The organism is Microbacterium sp. SORGH_AS_0505 (assembly GCF_030818715.1).
Classification (GTDB): domain Bacteria; phylum Actinomycetota; class Actinomycetes; order Actinomycetales; family Microbacteriaceae; genus Microbacterium.
The window spans coordinates 1,404,625-1,421,405 of record NZ_JAUTAT010000001.1; the positions used below are offsets into that span (position 1 = coordinate 1,404,625).

Sequence of the window (16,781 nt, forward strand, 5' to 3'; positions counted from 1 at the left end):
GCCCGCACATGGTCACCACGACTCCCACCCGCCGCCGCGCCGTGCGGCGCGACGCCGATCTGTCGGGCCGCGTCGTCTTCGCGATCGTCAACTACTCGGTGTTCCTGGCGCTCGCCTTCGTCTGCGCCTACCCGTTCTACTACCTGATCATCAACTCGATCAGCTCGAACGACCTCGCCGCGCTCGGCCAGGTCCGGTGGCTGCCCACCGGCATCCACCTCTCCAACTACGAGCAGGTCTTCCAGCTCGGCGGGCTCACGCAGGCCGCGATCGTCTCCGTCGGCCGCACGGTCCTCGGCACGGTCGCAGCCGTCCTCGCGTCCGCCTTCCTCGGGTTCATGTTCACCCAGAGTCGGATGTGGGGGCGCCGGTTCTGGTACCGCTTCGTCATCATCACGATGTACTTCAGCGCGGGCCTCATCCCGGTGTTCATCATCATCCGGAACCTCGGATTGACGAACAACTTCTGGGTCTACGTGCTGCCGTTCGTCGTGCAGCCGTTCTTCATCATCCTCGTGAAGACGTACGTCGAGGCGATGCCCAGCGAACTGCAGGAGGCCGCCGAGATGGACGGCGCGAACATCCTGCAGATCTTCTTCCGGGTGTACCTGCCCAACATGACGCCGATCCTCGCGACCGTGGCCATCTTCTCGGCCGTCGCGCAGTGGAACAGCTTCCAGGACACCCTCATCTACATCACCGATCAGAGCCTCTACACCCTGCAGTACCTGCTCTACATGTTCATCAACCAGGCCAACAGCCTGGCTCAGGCCATGCAGAACGGCGGCAACATCAGCTCGATCGTCGACGCGGCCACGAGTCAGACGCCGACCTCGATCCGGATGACGATCTCGGTCATCGTCATCCTGCCCATCATCTTCGTCTACCCGCTGTTCCAGCGCTTCTTCGTCAAGGGCATCATGCTCGGCGCGGTCAAGGGCTGAACCCGACCATCACGGTCACACCACCGAGAGGAAAGCAATGAAGCTATCACGCAAGGCCATCGGCGCCGTCGCCGCTCTGGCGACGGTCGGGCTGCTGAGCGCCTGCACCGGCCCGGCTCCCACCGAGAAACGCGAGGAGATCACCGCGTTCCCGACCTCGTGGGACGAGCCCATCACGATCGACGTCTTCGACGGCCTCGCCAACTACATGGGGATGCAGGAGGGGTGGTTCGGCGACCTCGTCGAGAAGAAGTTCAACATGAAGCTGAACATCATCGCCCCCAACGTCGCCGGCGGCGGCGACACCCTCTTCAACACGCGCGTCACAGCGGGCGACCTCGGCGACCTCATCATCACCGACAAGGGTCAGCGCCTCGAGGAGCTCCGCGAGGGCGGTCTGCTCCTCGATTCGGCGAGCTTCTACCCGGCCATGAAGAACGTCGGCCGCTTCGACGCCGCCGTCGACAAGATCAACGAGGGCGCCGACGGCACGTACGCCTTCCCGTCGCAGGTCTCCTCCCTGAAGCCCACCGAGCCCTCCGAGGGCCTGGACCCGACGTTCGGCCCGTACCTGCGCTGGGACCTCTTCAAGGAGGCCGGCTACCCCGAGATCGGCACGCTCGAAGACCTCCTCCCGGTGTTGAAGAAGATGCAGGATGCCGAGCCCACCGCCCCCAACGGGCAGAAGACCTACGCGGTCTCGCTGTTCAAGGACTGGGACGGCAACATGCTGAACAACGCCAAGCAGCCCACCACCTACTTCGGCTTCGACGAGGTCGGCTTCGCGCTCGCCAAGGGTGACGGCTCCGAGTTCGAGGGCATCCTCGACGAGGACGGGCAGTACGTCCGCGCGCTGCGCTTCTTCCACGAGGCGAACGAGCTCGGCATCCTCGACCCCGACTCGACGACGCAGAACTACGACACCCTGTGGAACAAGTACCAGAACGGTCAGGTGCTTTTCTCGTTCTGGCCGTGGCTCGGACAGGCCGCGTACAACACCGACAAGAACGTCGACGAGGGTCGCGGCTTCATGATGGCCCCGATGGACGACATGAAGGTCTTCTCGTACGGCGCCGAGGCTTACGGCGGCAAGCAGGTGTTCGCGATCGGCGCCAAGGCCGAGGACCCCGAGCGCATCGCGGCGTTCGTCGACTGGCTTTTCTCGCCCGAGGGCGCGCTCGCCAACAACAGCCAGACGCAGGGCGCCGCCGGCCCCGAGGGTCTCACGTGGGAGCTCAACGCCGACAAGGAGCCCGCGCTCACCGACCTGGGCCACAAGGTCTTCTTCGAGGGTGACGCCGAGGTTCCGGCCGAATGGGGTGGCGGCAGCTACATCGACGGCGCCTCGCAGCTGAACATCAGCGCCGTGCTGCCGATCGACACCGATCCGAACACCGGCTTCCCCTACAGCTACAAGATGTGGCCGAGCTACCAGGCGGAGACGAGCAACCCGCTCACCGACGACTGGACCGCGAAGATGGGTGCTCCGACGACGATGGACTACCTCCGGGACAACGACCAGCTCATGGTCGGCGCCGGCGCGAGCTTCACCGCGCCGACCGACTCCTCCGAGATCGAGACGCTCCGCAACCAGGTCAAGGCGACCATCGTCCAGACCTCGTGGCAGATGGTCTTCGCCGAGAGCGACGCGCAGTTCGATTCGCTGCTGGCCTCGATGCAGGAGACCGCGAAGGGCCTGGGTTACGACAAGGTCCTCGAGGTCGACATGGCCAACGCCGAATCGCAGGATGCCGCCCGCAAGGCGGTCGCGGCGGAGTTCGGCGACTGACCGCACCCCCGCACGTAGGAAGGGCCCCGTCGGTGATCCGGCGGGGCCCTTCCCGTTGCGTCTCAGGCGGCGGTGCCGGAGCGGCGCCGGTAGATGCTCCGGAAGAGGAACGCGCAGCCGTAGGCGCCGACGGAGAACCCGATCGTGGCCACCAGGAACATGGTGGGCGGGAAGACGATGACGAGGCACACGACGGTGACGGGGACCACGAGGAGGGCGAGCGTACGCAGTGGTTCCACAGCGGGGAGGAGCACGGCGTTCTTCAGCGTCTGCCGGAACGGCGCCCGGTAGGCGGCGACGAGCCCCATGGCGTGGATGAACGCGGCGACGGCGTACGCCGCTCCGGCGAACGCGAGGGCGGCGAGGCCGGTGAGGAGCGGCTCGGGTGCCGACAGCCAGAAGACGCCGCTGAAGGCGAGCGCGACGCTCGCTGTCAGCAGGATGAGGCTGAGCCCGGTTGCGGGCAGGAAGTTCCGCACCAGCGCCGGCAGGAAGTCGCGCAGGGGGCGGCCCCCCTCCTCATCGGCGTAGCGTCGCGTGACCTCCAGGAGCGCGCTCGTCGATGCTCCGATCGTCACGATCGGCACGCAGCACAGGAGGAACAGGATGTTGAGTGCGACGAACTCGAGGAACGACGACAGACCTTGGACGGCGCGATTCTCGGGGTCGATCTTCATGTCTCAGACCGTCGCCGGTTCCGTCGGTGCGAGCGCGAATCGAGGCGCGAGGAGCTCAGGGCCGAGCGGCCGCTCGCCGCGGATCGCGGCGAGCAGGGTGCGGGCGCCGGCCGCGCCGAGCTCTTCGGCGGGGAGATCGATGACGTCCGAGACCCCCGGCACGTGGAGCGCCAGTTCGGCAGGGCTCAGGGCGACGATCTCGACGAGTCCGGCGGAGGCGGAACCCATGAGTCGTGCCGCGACGAACGGCAGCGCCGCCTCGTTGTGCACGAACAACGCCGTCGTCTCCGGAGACTCCGCGAGCACGGCGTCGACGACCTCGGTCGCACCGGGCCCCGCGGGGCAGGGGTGGACGGTCGCCGTGAGCCCCACCTCCCGGCTGCGGGCGAGGAACCCGCGTGTCAGGCGGTCCGAGTACGACGTGTGCCGCGCCTGCACCTGCGGCGGAGCGCCGAGGAGGGTGACGGTGCGGTGGCCGCGTTCAGCGAGACGCTCGGCGGCGAGGCGGCCGGCGGCCTCGAAGTCGAAATCGACGCAGATGAGCTGGTCGGCTGCGTCGGGAAGGCCGATGAGGACGCTCGGGATGCTCAGGTCGGCGAGCGAGCCGACGCGCGGATCGCTCGTCTCGACGTCGAGGATCAGCACACCGTCGACCATGCCCGCCCGTGCGGCGCGTTCGACTCCGGCGGCGTCGTCGCTCGTGAGCAGCAAAATGTCGTGGTGGTGCAGACGCGCCTCTTTGAGAGCTCCCGCGACGACCTGCATGACGACGTGGACGTCGACGCCGGCGCGGATGGGGGCTTGGAGCCCCAAGATGCTCGTCGATCGTGAGGCGAGCGAACGGGCGCTGGCCTGCGGGCTGTAGGAGAGGTCGGCCATCGCCTGCTCGACGCGGTCGCGCGTCTCCTGCGAGATGGTGCGTTTGCCGCTCATCACGTAGGACACCGTCGAGATCGAGACCCCCGCGGCCTGAGCCACGTCGGCGATCGTGGTCATGGACCCTCCTTCTCCGGCGGCGTCGACCTCGACACCGCGGATGGATCGAGCGTATCGGCTGGTCTGACGCCTCGAACGCTGCCCTGCCGACCGATGGACACGGTCGTGATCGCTAGTATAGGTTGAGATCGTTGAAGCGCTTCGACACTGTCGTCCACATTCGCTGAAAGGCCCGTCCGGTCATGACCTCTGCCTCCTCCTCGGCCTTCGCATCCCTGTCGGCCGAGCGCGGCATCCTCTTCGGCGGGGACTACAACCCCGAGCAGTGGTCGCCCGAGGTCTGGCGCGAGGACGTCGCCCTCATGCAGCGCGCCGGCGTGAACCTCGTCACGGTCGGCGTCTTCAGCTGGGCGGAGCTCGAACCGACCCCCGGGGCGCGGGAGTTCGCCTGGCTCGACGAGGTCCTGGACCTGCTCCACGCCGGCGGGATCGCCGTCGACCTCGCGACGCCGACGGCCTCACCGCCGCCGTGGCTCGGGGTCCGGCATCCCGAGACACTTCCCGTCGACCGTGACGGCGTGCGACTGGTCGCCGGCTCGCGCAACCAGTTCTCCCCGTCCTCGCGGGTGTACCGCGAGGCGGCGCGCGCGATCACGGCAGACCTCGCGTCCCGGTACGCGAACCACCCGGCCGTCCGGATGTGGCATGTCGGCAACGAGTACGGGCAGATCGACCACGGCGACGAGGCGGCGCGGGCCTTCCGCGAATGGCTGCTGCGCCGGTACGGCTCGATCGACGAGATCAACCGCGCGTGGGGCACCGCGTTCTGGGCGCAGCGCTATGCGGACGTCGCCGAGATCCTGCCGCCGCGCCGCGCGCCGTACCTCATCAACCCGACGCAGTCGCTCGACTTCCGCCGGTTCACCTCCGACGAGCTCCGCGACTGCTACCGAGAGCTCCGCGACACCATCCGGGGCGCCGGGGCCACTCAGCCGATCACGACCAACTTCATGGGCGCGTTCGCGCACGTCGACTACTGGTCGTGGGCGGACGACGTCGACGTCGTGAGCGACGACCAGTACCCCGACCCCGCCGACCCCGACAGCCCGCTCGACATGGCCTTCGTGCAGGACCTCATGCGCGGTCTCGGCGACGGCCGGCCGTGGGTACTGATGGAACAGGCGATCAGCGCCGTCCAGTGGCGCCCGCACAACCTCCCGAAGACGCCCGCGCGGGCGCGCCTCGACACCCTGCAGGCGGTCGCGCGCGGTGCCGACGGCATCTGCTTCTTCCAGTGGCGACAGTCCTCGGCCGGGGCCGAGCGCTTCCACTCCGCGATGCTGCCCCACGCCGGCGCCGACACGGAGGTCTTCGAGGGTGTCTGCCGCCAGGGTCGCGAGCTCGAGCGACTTCGGCCCGTGGTGGGCGGCCGCGTCGCCGCGCGAACTGCGGTGCTCTTCGACTGGCCGTCGTGGTGGGCCTCGGACGAACCTGCGCGTCCGACGGCCCGCTTCGACGGTCTCGAGCAGATGCGTCGGTGGTACCGCCCCTTGTGGCGGCGCGGCATCCCCGTCGACGTCGTCCGGTTCGGTGCCGACCTCAGCGCCTACGACGTCGTGCTCCTGCCGCACGGGTACGTCCTTCGCCCCGACGACGCGGCCCGCCTGACCGAGGCCGCAGCCCGCGGCGCCCAGGTCGTCGTCGGCCCGTTCAGCGGCGTCGCCGACGAGCACGGGCACATCCTCACGGGTCGCTCGCCCGTGCTCCTGCGCGAGATGCTCGGCGTCAGCGGCGAGGAGTGGGCCGGGCTCCCCGACGACGGCGTCGCCGTCGCCTCTGCTGACGGGCGGTGGGCGGCATCGCTCGCTCACACCCTCGGCGAGAAGCTGCGCACCGACGGTGCCGACGTTCTGGCGAGTTTCGCTTCAGGGGATCTCGCGGGGCGTCCGGTCGTCACGCGGAACGGGACCGCTTGGTACGTGGGCGCCGTGCTGGCGGACGATCTGCTCGACGCGATCGTCGCCGAGGCCCTGGGTGCCGCAGGTGTCGCCGGCGCGCTCGCCGACCCGTCCGACGGGGTCGAGGCCGTCCGTCGAGGCGACGCGCTCTTCCTGCTGAACCGCGGCGCACGCGACGCGACGATCCCGCTCCCTGGAGCCTGGATCGACCTGCTGACGGATGACGAGATCGACGATCACGTGACGATCCCCCGGGGGGACGCGCGAGTCGTGACAGAAAGGCGAAGGACATGAAGTTCACCGACGGCTACTGGCTCATGCGGCCGGGAGTGACCGGCCTCTATGCGAGCGCCGTGGACGACGTGCGCGTCGACACCGGGGCGGGCACCCTCACCGTCTTCGCGCCGACCGCCGCCATCCGCCACCGCGGCGACACGCTCAACCGGCCGATGATCACGACGACATTCTCGGCGCCGGCCCCCGGGGTCATCAAGGTGCGGGTGCAGCGGCATGCCGGCGGGCGTCACCGCGGTCCCGACTTCGCGGTGACGGGCGAGGAGGAATACACGCCGACCGTGACGGCCGACGACGCCGAGGGTGTGCTGGATGCCGGTGACCTCCGCGTCCGCGTGTCGCGCGACGGCGCCTGGCGGGTCGCGTTCGAACAGGGCGACCGTGTGCTCACGACGTCGCTGCCGCGGTCGATCGGCCACATGATGGGACCCGACGGAACCTGGGTGCACCAGCAGCTGTCGATCGAACCGGGGGAGCGCGTCTACGGGTTCGGAGAGCGCTTCGGAGCGTTCACGAAGAACGGCCAGTCGATCGACACGTGGAACGCCGACGGCGGCACCTCGAGCGAGCAGGCGTACAAGTCGGTGCCGTTCTACCTGACGAGCCGGGGCTACGGCGTCTTCGTCGACAGCCCCGACGCGGTCTCGTTCGAGGTCGGGTCCGAGATCAATTCGCGCGTGCAGTTCTCGGTTCCCGGCGAGACCCTCGACTACTACGTCATCGCCGGGCCCGAGCCGAAGGACGTGCTGCGGCGCTACACGGCGCTCACCGGGCGTCCCGCCCGCGTGCCGGCGTGGTCGTTCGGCCTGTGGCTGACGACATCTTTCACGGCCGCCTACGACGAGGCGAGCGTCACCGAGTTCGTCGACGGGATGGCCGCGCGCGACCTGCCGCTGTCGGTGTTCCACTTCGACTGCTTCTGGATGCGGGAGTTCCAGTGGACCGACTTCACGTGGGACCCGCGCATGTTCCCCGACCCCGACGGACAGCTCGCGCGGCTCCGCGAGCGCGGCCTGCACGTCTCGCTGTGGATCAATCCCTACATCGCGCAGCGCTCCGCGATCTTCGCCGAGGCCGCGGAGCGCGGCTACCTGCTGAAGACGACCGACGGCGGGGTCTGGCAGTGGGACATGTGGCAGGCCGGCATGGCGATCGTCGACTTCACGAACCCCGAGGCGGCCGACTGGTACGCCGAGCATCTGCGCCGCCTCGTGCGGCAGGGGGCGGACAGCTTCAAGACCGACTTCGGTGAGCGCATTCCGACCGAGGGCGTCGTGTGGCACGACGGCTCCGACCCGCAGCGGATGCACAACTACTACCCGCAGCTCTACAACGAGATCGTCTTCCGGGTGCTCGAGGAGGAGCGCGGCGTCGGCGAGGCGGTCCTCTACGCCCGCTCGGCGACCGCGGGTGGCCAGCAGTTCCCGGTGCACTGGGGCGGCGACAACGACTCGACGCTCCTGTCGATGGCCGAGACCCTGCGCGGCGGCCTGTCGCTCGCGATGAGCGGGTTCGGATACTGGAGCCACGACATCGGCGGCTTCGAGGGGACACCGGATGCCGGTGTCTTCAAGCGCTGGCTCGCGTTCGGTCTGCTCTCCTCGCACTCCCGCCTGCACGGCTCGGGCACGGTGCGGGTGCCGTGGGCGTTCGACGACGAGGCGGTCGAGGTGACGCGCCGGTTCACGCGGCTGAAGCTGCGCCTCATGCCGTACCTCGCCCGGATCGCGGAGGAGGCGCACACCGCCGGCATCCCGATGATGCGCCCGCTCGTGCTCGAGTTCCCCGGTGACCGGTCGACGCACGACGCCGACGTCCAGTACATGCTGGGCGACTCCCTCATGGTCGCCCCCGTGTTCGCCGAGGACGGCAGCGTCGAGTACTACCTGCCCGAAGGTCGGTGGACCTCGCTCCTCACCGGTGACGCGGTCGACGGCCGCACGTGGCAGTCCGAGCGACACGGCTACGAATCGGTTCCCCTGCGTGTGCGTCCCGGCTCCGTGCTGCCGTGGGGTGCGCGCGAGGACCGGCCCGACTACGACTGGGCCGACGGGGTGACGCTGCGCTGCTTCGAGCTGCCCGAGGGGTACGACGGCGAGACGGTCGTCCCCGGTCACGACGGCGCGGCGGCGACGGTGTTCCGCGTGCGCCGCGAGGGCGGACGGATCGTCGCGGAGTCGTCGGATGCGCGTGCGCCGTGGAGCCTGCAGGTCGGCGAGCGGACGGCGTCGGTCGTCGGCGCCGGGACGGTCTCGCTGGAGGTCGCCGGATGACGGTCGACGCCTTTCGCCGGATCGACCTGCCGCTGAGCGAGCGCTCGCGCGACCTGCTCGAGCGGCTCTCGCGGGAGGAACGCATCGCGATGCTCCACCAGGCCATGCCAGCGGTGGGGCGCCTCGGTATCCGCCCGTTCCACACCGGATGCGAGGCGCTGCACGGTCTCGCGTGGGTGGGCGTCGCGACGGTCTTCCCGCAGCCGGTGGGGCTCGCGGCGACGTGGGACCCCGAGTTCGTGACCCGAGTCGGCGAGCTCGTCGCGACGGAAGTCCGGGCCAAGCGCGCCTCGGGGGCGGACGTCGACCTCAACGTGTGGGCGCCCGTGGTCAACACGCTCCGGCATCCCGCCTGGGGGCGCAATGAAGAGGGGTACTCCGAGGACCCGCACTACACGGGTCAGCTCGGCGCGGCCTACAGCCGCGGGCTTCGCGGCGACCACCCGCGCGTCTGGAAGACGGTGCCCTCGCTCAAGCACTTCCTCGCCTACAGCAACGAGACCGACCGGTCCGCGACGTCGTCCGAGATGTCGCCGCGCACGCTCCACGAAGAGGAGCTGCCGGCGTTCCGCCCGGCGATCGAGCAGAAGGTCGCCGGCAGCATGATGCTCGCCTACAACCGCGTGAACGGCGTGCCGGCGCACACGCAGCCCGAGCTGGTGGCCGAAGCCCGCAGCTGGAGCGACGAGTCGATCGCGGTCGTGTCGGATGCCGGTGCACCGAGCTTCCTCGTCTCGATCCAGCGCGCGCAGCCCGACAAAGTGCGCGGCGCCGCGGCTCTCGTGCGGAGCGGCATGGACTCCTTCACCGACGACGGTCCCGACCCGACGCCGAGCCTCGAGGCGGTCCGCGGCGCGCTCGCGCAGGGGCTGCTGACGGACGACGACGTGGATGCCGCGGTCCTGCGACTCCTCGAGATGCGCATCCGCACCGGTGAGTTCGACGGCGACGACGATCCGTACGCCGCGATCGGACCTGACGAGATCGACACGCCCGCCGCGCGCGAGCTCGCCCGCGAGGCGGTCGCCCGTCAGGTCGTGCTGCTGCGGAACGACGCCGGGGTGCTGCCGTTCGCCGAGCCCGCGTCGGTCGCCGTCGTCGGACCGATGGCGGATGTCGTCCTCACCGACTGGTACTCCGGCACGACGCCCTACGCAGTCGGCATCGCGCAGGGTGTGCGCGAGCGCTACCCGACAGCCGCGGTCGAGGTCGTGACCGGCGCCGACACCGTCGCGCTCCGGGCCGCGTCGGGCTATGTCACCGCCGCGCTCGAGGGGGTCGTCGACGCCGTTGCGGCCGGCCGCACCGACGCGAGCCTGTTCCACGTCACGGACTGGGGCGACGGCATCCTGACCCTCCGTTCCCACGCGAGCGGACGCCTGCTCACAGGTGGTGCCTGGCCCATGCGGGCCGACGCCGAGCGGGTGGGCGGCTGGGTCGTGCAGGAGAGCTTCCGCCGGCACGTGCACGAGGACGGCTCGTGGTCGCTGCTGCACCTCGGCTCGGGCCGGTGGGTGCGCGTCGTCCGCGACGTGGGTCTACTCGTGGCCGAGGGGGTCACCCTCGACGACGCCACGCGCTTCGAGGTCGAGACGGTCCGCCGCGGGCTGGACGAGGTTGCGCGCGCCGCCGCGGCGGCCGACGTCGTCCTCGTCGCCGTGGGCAACGACCCGCACCTGTCCGGCCGCGAGACCGCCGACCGTCCTCACCTGCTGCTGCCGGACGCGGCGACGGACCTGTGGCAGGCGGCGCGCTCCGCCAACCCGCGGTCCGTGCTGACGATCGTCTCGAGCTTTCCGTACGTCCTCGCGGATGCCGCCGACGCGGCGACCGTCGTCTGGTCGAGTCACGCGGGGCAGGAACTCGGCCACGGCCTGCTCGACGTCCTGAGCGGCGACCGCGAGCCCTCAGGACGCCTCGCGCAATCCTGGCCGGCGCACCCCGACCAGGCGGGCGACCTCTTCGACTACGACACCCAGCGCCAACAGGCGACCTACCGGCACCAGCCCGCCCCGTACGCCTTCGCGTTCGGCCACGGGCTCGGCTACGGCGACGTCGTCTACGAGGCCGTCGAGGCGGATGCCGGAACGGTCACGGCGCCCGCACCCACCCTGCGGCATCCCGCCCTCGATCCTCGCGCCGACGAGCAGGTCGTCACCGCGCGCGTCCGGCTCGCGAACCGGTCGGAGCGTGCCGTGGAGGAGCTCGTGCAGGTCTACTCCGTGGCTCCGGAGCTGCCGATCGCGGCGCCGCGCCGGCTGCTGCTCGGATACACCCGCGTGCGGGTCGAGCCGGGCGAGACGCAGACGGCGGAGGTGCGCTTCACGGTCGAGCGCCTCGCCGTGTGGGACGGCGAGGCGCTGCGGGTGCAACCGGGGGACTACCGCCTCGCGGCGGGACCGTCGGCCGACGCCCTCGACGTGAGCACGATCCTCACCGTCACGGACTGACGAGCTCGGCGTCCGCCACGACGCGCACGGGGACGATCCGGGCGTCGTCGGGTGTGACGACGTGCTCGCCGGTCACCTCGACGGCGGCGACGCTCTCGCGGTCCTCGCACGACGAGCCGATCCAGAGGTCGATCCGTCCCGCCTCGACGATGCGGCGGCCGTCGCGCCCCGTGAACGCGAAGCGCGCCGTCGGCAGCGCGAACACGACGCGCGCGCTCTCGCCCGGTTCGAGCTCGACGCGGTGGTAGGCCATCAGCTGCGCGACGGGGCGCGTGAGGCTCGCGACCGGGTCGTGCGCGTAGAGCTGGACGACATCGGTACCCGCACGCTCGCCGGTGTTGCGGACAACGACCGAGACCTCGAGGGTGTCGCCGGCGGCGACCGATGCGGCCGCCCGCAGATCCTCGTGCACGAACGTCGTGTAGGTCAGCCCGTGCCCGAACGGACGCACCGGGGTCGGGTCGGCGCTCGTCACATCGATCGGTCCCCCCAGCCGCGGGTGCAGATAGCTGTAGGGCTGGGCGCCCGCCGACCGCGGCAGGGTCACGGGGAGCCGGCCCGACGGCGACAGCCGTCCCGAGACGATTCCCGCGATCGGGTCGGCGCCCTCCTCGCCGGGGAAGAAGGACTGCAGTGCGGCGGCGACGGGGCGCTCGCCGTCGAGGGCCCACCCGATCGCGTACGGGCGGCCCGACAAGATCACGAGCACGACGGGGGTGCCGGTCGCGACGACGCGCTCGACGAGCTGCCGTTGCACGCCGGGCAGTTCGAGGTCGTCGACGTCGTTGCCCTCGCCGACGGTCCCGCGGCCGAACAGTCCGGCGCGGTCGCCGACGACCACGACGGCGATCTCCGCCGCCGCTGCGGCGTCGACCGCGTCGCCGATGCCGGACTCGTCGCCGTCCTCGACACCGCAGCCGCGTGCGTAGGCGATCTCGGTATCCCGATACTCGGCGACGAACGCGTCGCGGACGGTCGGGAGTTCGATCCCGTGCGGTGTGCCCGGGTGGTGCGCGAGCACATGGTTGACGAACGAATAGCAGCCCATGAGCGCCTCCGCCGAGTCGGCGTTCGGCCCGATGAGGGCGATACGACGAGCGGATGCCGCCGGCAGCGTCCCGTCGTTGCTCACGAGCACGACCGACTCGGCCGCGAGCCTGCGCGCGAGGTCGCGGTGACGCGGCCCGTCGAGGTCGACCTCGACCGGCGGGGTCTCGAACGTCTCGTCGAGCAGACCGAGTCGCTCCTTCTGCGCCAGGACGCGGAGCACGGCGGCATCCAGCAGCGCGGCATCCATCCCACCCGAGCGGATGCGCTCGAGCATCGGGGCGGCGAACGCGTCACCCGTCGGCAGCTCGACGTCGATGCCGGCGCGCAGGGCCAGCTCCGCCGCCTCACCGAGGTCCGCCGCCACCCCGTGGGTGGTCTGCAGGAAGGCGACCGAGAAGTAGTCCGACACGACCGGCCCCGAGAAGCCGAGCCGGTCGCGCAGCACCTCGTCGAGGTAGTGCGCGCTCGCCGCGACGGGTTCGCCGTCGATCTCGGCGTACGAGTTCATGACGGATGCCGCGCCGCCGTCGCGGATCGCCATCTCGAACGGCGGCAGCAGCACGTCGGCGACTTCGCGGGGGCCGGCGTGCACGGGGGCGTGGTTGCGCGCCGCCTGCGACCCGGAGTACCCGACGAAGTGCTTGAGGGTCGCGTCGACCCCCGCCGACTGGACCCCCTGCACGTACGCCGTCCCGACCGTTCCGACGAGGTACGGGTCTTCGCCGATGCACTCGTCGACGCGTCCCCAGCGGGGGTCGCGGATGACGTCGAGCACGGGGGCGAGTCCCTGGTGGATGCCCAGCTCGCGCATCGAATCGCCGATCGCGGCGCCCATCTCGGCGACCAGCTCCGGATCGAACGATGCGCCCCACGCGAGCGGAGTCGGATACGTCGCCGCCTTCCACGCGGCGAGGCCGGTGAGGCACTCCTCGTGGACGATCGCGGGGATCCCGAGCCGGGTTTCGGCGCGCAGGCGCCGCTGCTCCTCCCAGAGCCAGGCCGCCCGCTCGACCGGGTCGACGGGACGCGTGCCGTAGACACGGGTGAGATGGCCGAGGCCGTGAGCCGTGGCATCCGCGTATTTCATCGTCGTCACCATCTCGTCGGCCAGGGGAGCGACGACCTCGCCGCCCTGGTCCACCCAGTATCCGACGAGCTGCGCGGCCTTCTCTTCGAGGGTCATCTGCGCGAGCAGATCGTGCACGCGGGCCGAGGCCCGCGAGGAGAGATCGGTCATGTCAGCCCTTCACGGCTCCGGTGAGGCCGCCCACGATGCGTCGCTCGAACAGGCTGAAGAACAGCAGTGCGGGGAGCATCGACAGCGAGGTGAACGCCAGCACGCGCGCCGTGTCGACGGAGTACTGCGACGAGAACGCCTGAACGCCCAGCGGGAGGGTGAACTGCGACTCGTTGTTGAGGATGAACAAGGGCAGCAGGTACGCGTTCCAGCTGCCGATGAAGGCGAGGATGCCGACGGTGATGACACCGGGTACGGCCAGCGGCAGCACCATCCGCCAGAAGAACCCGAGACGGCTGCAGCCGTCGATGGACGCGGCCTCCTGGATCTCGTCGGGGATCGCCCGCAGGAACGGAACCAGGATGATGATGGTCGTCGGCAGGGCGAACGCGATCTGCGGAAGGATGATGCCCGGCAGGGTGTTCATCAGCCCGAGCGACCGGATCACGATGTACAGCGGCGTGATCGCGACGGTGATGGGGAACATGAGGCCCGACGCGAACAGTGCGTAGAGGAACCCGCGCCCGCGGAAGCTGTAGCGGGCGATGACGTAGCTGGCAGCGATGCCGAGGGCGACGGCGCCGATCGTGGTCGCGAGGGCGACGAAGGTCGAGTTGCCGACCTGTCCCCAGAACTGGCCGCTCGTGATGACGCCGACGTAGTTCTCGACGTTCCACGGGTCGGGGAACCCTGCTGGGTCGACCGTGATCGCGGAGTTCGAGCGGAACCCTCCGATGATGATGTAGATCACCGGGCCGAGCATGAGCGCGATGACCGCGAGCGCGACGAAGTAGACGACGGGGGAGCCCCACGGCAGCTTCTCCCGCGGCGCACGGCGCGGACGGACGTCGGCGGGCGGTGCCGTGACGAGGGTCATGGTGGCGCTCACTGCACGCCCCTCTCTGTGATGGCCCCCGCGGTGTCGCGGCGGAGCACGGAGCGCTGGTAGATCAGCGCGACGATGAGCGAGATGACGAAGATGACGACGGCGACCGCGTTGCCGTAGCCGAAGTTGCCGGCGTTGCGGCCGGTCACGACCATGTAGATCGCCATCGTGTTGGTGCCGGCGACCGACGAGACGTACTGGCCCCAGATGATGTAGACGAGGTCGAACAGCTGCAGGGCGCCGATGATCGACAGGAACGCCCAGATGCGCAGGGTGGGTGCGAGCAGGGGGAGTGCGATCTGCCGCTGGATCTGCCAGTACGACGCGCCGTCGATGGCGGCCGCCTCGTAGAGCTCCTCGGGGATCCCCTGGAGTCCCGCGAGGAAGAGGATGACGGCGAAGCCGACGTACTTCCAGGTGAGGATCGCCATGAGCGTCCAGATCGCGATCGACGGGTCGGCGAGCCAGTCCTGTGTGAGCCCGCCGAGGCCGAGCTTCTCGAGCACGCCGTTCGCGGCGCCGTTCGTCGACAGCAGCAGGCTGAACCCCGTGCCGACGACGACCTCGGCGATGACGTAGGGCACGAAGATGAGGACGCGGATGACGGACTGTCCCCGCATCTTGCGGTTGAGGAGCAGCGCCAACAGGATCGCGATCGGCCCCTGCAGGACGAGCGACATGACGACGATGAAGGCGTTGTGCAGCAGAGCGCTCTGGAAGTTCGGGTCGCTGAAGATCGTGATGTAGTTCTTCAGCCCGACGAAGTCGGTGGCAGGCCCGAACCCCGACCACCGGAAAAAGCCGTAGTAGGCGGCCATCAGGACCGGCAGTATCACGAACCCGACGAAGAACACGACGGCGGGTCCGGCGAGGAGGAGGACCTCCAACCGCCCCGACCAGCCGAGGCCCCGCCGGCGGCGGGACCGCGGCCGAGCCGGGGGCGACGAGTCGCCGCCCCCGGCGTGCGCCGCGAGAGCAGGGGCGTCCGAGACGGACATCTCGCGAACGGTCATTTCAGCCCTGCGCGCCGGCGGCGTTGACGGCGGCGATGAACTTCTGCGGGTCGCTGCCTCCGGCGAGCATGTCGACGACGGCGACGTTCAGCGCGTTGCCGACGTTCTGGCCGAGGACGGTGTCGAGCCACTGCGAGACGAACGGGGCGCTGTTGTACGCCTCGAGGATCTGCTGCAGGTAGGGCTCGGTCACGGCCTCCTGCGCGACGGAGTTGACCGGCGGCGACTGGAACGCCTCGTAGTACTTCGTCTGCTGCTCGGAGCCGGCGATGAAGTTCAGGAAGTCGGCGCACTCCTTGGGTGCCTGTGCGGCGCATGAGTAGCCGTCGACGCCACCCATCATCGAACCGGGTTCGCCGTCACCGCCCGAGATCTCGGGGAACGGGAACCAGGCGAGGTCGGGGAGCGGCTTCTCGTCGGGCGTCAGCGAGGCGATCACGCCCGGGTCCCACGCACCCATGAGCTCCATCGCGGCCTTGCGGTTGGCGACGAGGCCTGCCGAGCTGCCGGCGCCCTGCTGTGCGGCGGTGGTGAGGAAGCCGTCGTTGAAGGGCTCGATCGCGGCGAAGTCCGTGAGGTCCTCGGCGGCGCGTGTCCAGCACTCGTCGCTGAAGTCCTTCGAGTCGCCCGTCTCTTCGATCACCTTCGGGCTGCACTCGCGAATGGCGAAGAAGTAGTACCAGTGCGCGGCGGGCCACGCATCCTTCGCGCCGAGGGCGATGGGCGCGATGCCGGTGCCCTTCAGCGCTTCGACAGAGCTCTTCAGGTCGTCGATCGTCGTGGGGGTGTCGGAGATGCCTGCCGCGTCGAAGGCGTCCTGGCTGTAGAAGAAGCCGCCCGGGAGGACCGACAGTGGCATCGCCCAGACCTTGTCCTGGTAGGTCTCGGCGGCGAAGGAGCCCTCGGAGATCTCACCGCGGATGTCGTCGGAGATGAGGTCCGTCAGGTCCATCAGCTGGCCCGCGTTCGCCATCGCGGTCATCTTGCCGCCGCCGCGCTGCAGGAAGATGTCGGGCGGGTCGCCTGCGTTGAGGGCGGTCTGCAGCTTGCCGTCCATGTCCTCGTTCTGGACGGACTGCATGGTGATCGTGACGCCGTCGTTCTCCTTCTCGAAGGCGGCGATCGCGTCCTTCCAGAACTGCTGGCCCGGGCCGGTCGTCGAGTTCTGCCACAGCGTCATCTCGACGGTGCCGTCGCCGCTGCCGCCGCCGTTGTCGCCCGAACAGGCGCTGAGCGCGAGGGTCGCTGCGGCTACTGCCGCGAGCCCCGCCATG

11 protein-coding genes are annotated in these 16,781 nt (G+C 69.9%); 5 read left to right on the forward strand and 6 right to left on the reverse strand.

Going from position 1 to position 16,781, the window contains the following annotated elements; genetic code table 11:
• The first annotated feature begins 8 nt into the window (after nt 1–8).
• Nucleotides 9–944: a carbohydrate ABC transporter permease gene (locus tag QE428_RS06950; RefSeq protein ID WP_091359133.1), complete on the forward strand. Its 936-nt coding sequence runs from the start codon at nt 9–11 to the stop codon at nt 942–944.
• A gap of 37 nt (nt 945–981) precedes the next feature.
• Nucleotides 982–2,733, forward strand: coding sequence for an extracellular solute-binding protein (locus QE428_RS06955; RefSeq protein ID WP_307467393.1), 1,752 nt, complete (start codon nt 982–984; stop codon nt 2,731–2,733).
• A 62-nt stretch (nt 2,734–2,795) separates the two neighbouring features.
• Here the strand turns inward: QE428_RS06955 and QE428_RS06960 are convergent, their stop codons facing one another.
• Together QE428_RS06960 and QE428_RS06965 are read right to left on the reverse strand one after the other, a co-directional pair.
• The gene (locus tag QE428_RS06960; RefSeq protein WP_307467396.1) at nt 2,796–3,410 is read right to left on the reverse strand and encodes a YesL family protein; all 615 of its coding nucleotides are present in this window, start codon (nt 3,408–3,410) and stop codon (nt 2,796–2,798) included.
• A gap of 3 nt (nt 3,411–3,413) precedes the next feature.
• Complete coding sequence (locus tag QE428_RS06965) at nt 3,414–4,406, reverse strand: LacI family DNA-binding transcriptional regulator (RefSeq protein WP_307467399.1); 993 nt, start codon at nt 4,404–4,406, stop codon at nt 3,414–3,416.
• Nucleotides 4,407–4,588: 182 nt separating this feature from the next.
• Here QE428_RS06965 and QE428_RS06970 point away from each other — a divergent pair, with 182 nt between their 5' ends.
• From QE428_RS06970 to QE428_RS06980, 3 genes are read left to right on the forward strand one after another with little or no spacing between them, the layout of a single operon-like run.
• Entirely contained in the window at nt 4,589–6,598 is a 2,010-nt protein-coding gene (locus QE428_RS06970; protein WP_307467402.1) for a beta-galactosidase, read from the forward strand.
• Nucleotides 6,595–8,871 (forward strand): alpha-xylosidase, encoded by a 2,277-nt coding sequence (gene yicI, locus QE428_RS06975; RefSeq protein WP_307467405.1) that lies wholly within the window; start codon nt 6,595–6,597, stop codon nt 8,869–8,871. Before QE428_RS06970 ends, yicI begins: the two co-directional genes overlap by 4 nt.
• Complete coding sequence (locus tag QE428_RS06980; protein WP_307467407.1) at nt 8,868–11,321, forward strand: glycoside hydrolase family 3 C-terminal domain-containing protein; 2,454 nt, start codon at nt 8,868–8,870, stop codon at nt 11,319–11,321. The genes yicI and QE428_RS06980 overlap by 4 nt, the downstream gene beginning before the upstream one ends.
• Here the strand turns inward: QE428_RS06980 and QE428_RS06985 are convergent.
• Genes QE428_RS06985 through QE428_RS07000 form a run of 4 tightly spaced genes read right to left on the reverse strand, consistent with a single transcriptional unit; the run spans nt 11,311 to nt 16,780 of the window.
• Nucleotides 11,311–13,608, reverse strand: a complete 2,298-nt coding sequence (locus tag QE428_RS06985; RefSeq protein ID WP_307467410.1) for a glycoside hydrolase family 3 N-terminal domain-containing protein — start codon at nt 13,606–13,608, stop codon at nt 11,311–11,313. The genes QE428_RS06980 and QE428_RS06985 overlap by 11 nt on opposite strands.
• Before the next feature lies 1 nt (nt 13,609).
• Nucleotides 13,610–14,485 carry a carbohydrate ABC transporter permease gene (locus QE428_RS06990; protein WP_307470675.1) on the reverse strand — a complete coding sequence of 292 codons (876 nt, stop codon included), beginning with the start codon at nt 14,483–14,485 and terminating at the stop codon, nt 13,610–13,612.
• A gap of 8 nt (nt 14,486–14,493) precedes the next feature.
• Entirely contained in the window at nt 14,494–15,492 is a 999-nt protein-coding gene (locus tag QE428_RS06995; protein ID WP_307467413.1) for a carbohydrate ABC transporter permease, read from the reverse strand.
• A gap of 16 nt (nt 15,493–15,508) precedes the next feature.
• Nucleotides 15,509–16,780 (reverse strand): ABC transporter substrate-binding protein, encoded by a 1,272-nt coding sequence (locus QE428_RS07000; RefSeq protein ID WP_091359171.1) that lies wholly within the window; start codon nt 16,778–16,780, stop codon nt 15,509–15,511.
• Between the last annotated feature and the right edge of the window lies 1 nt (nt 16,781).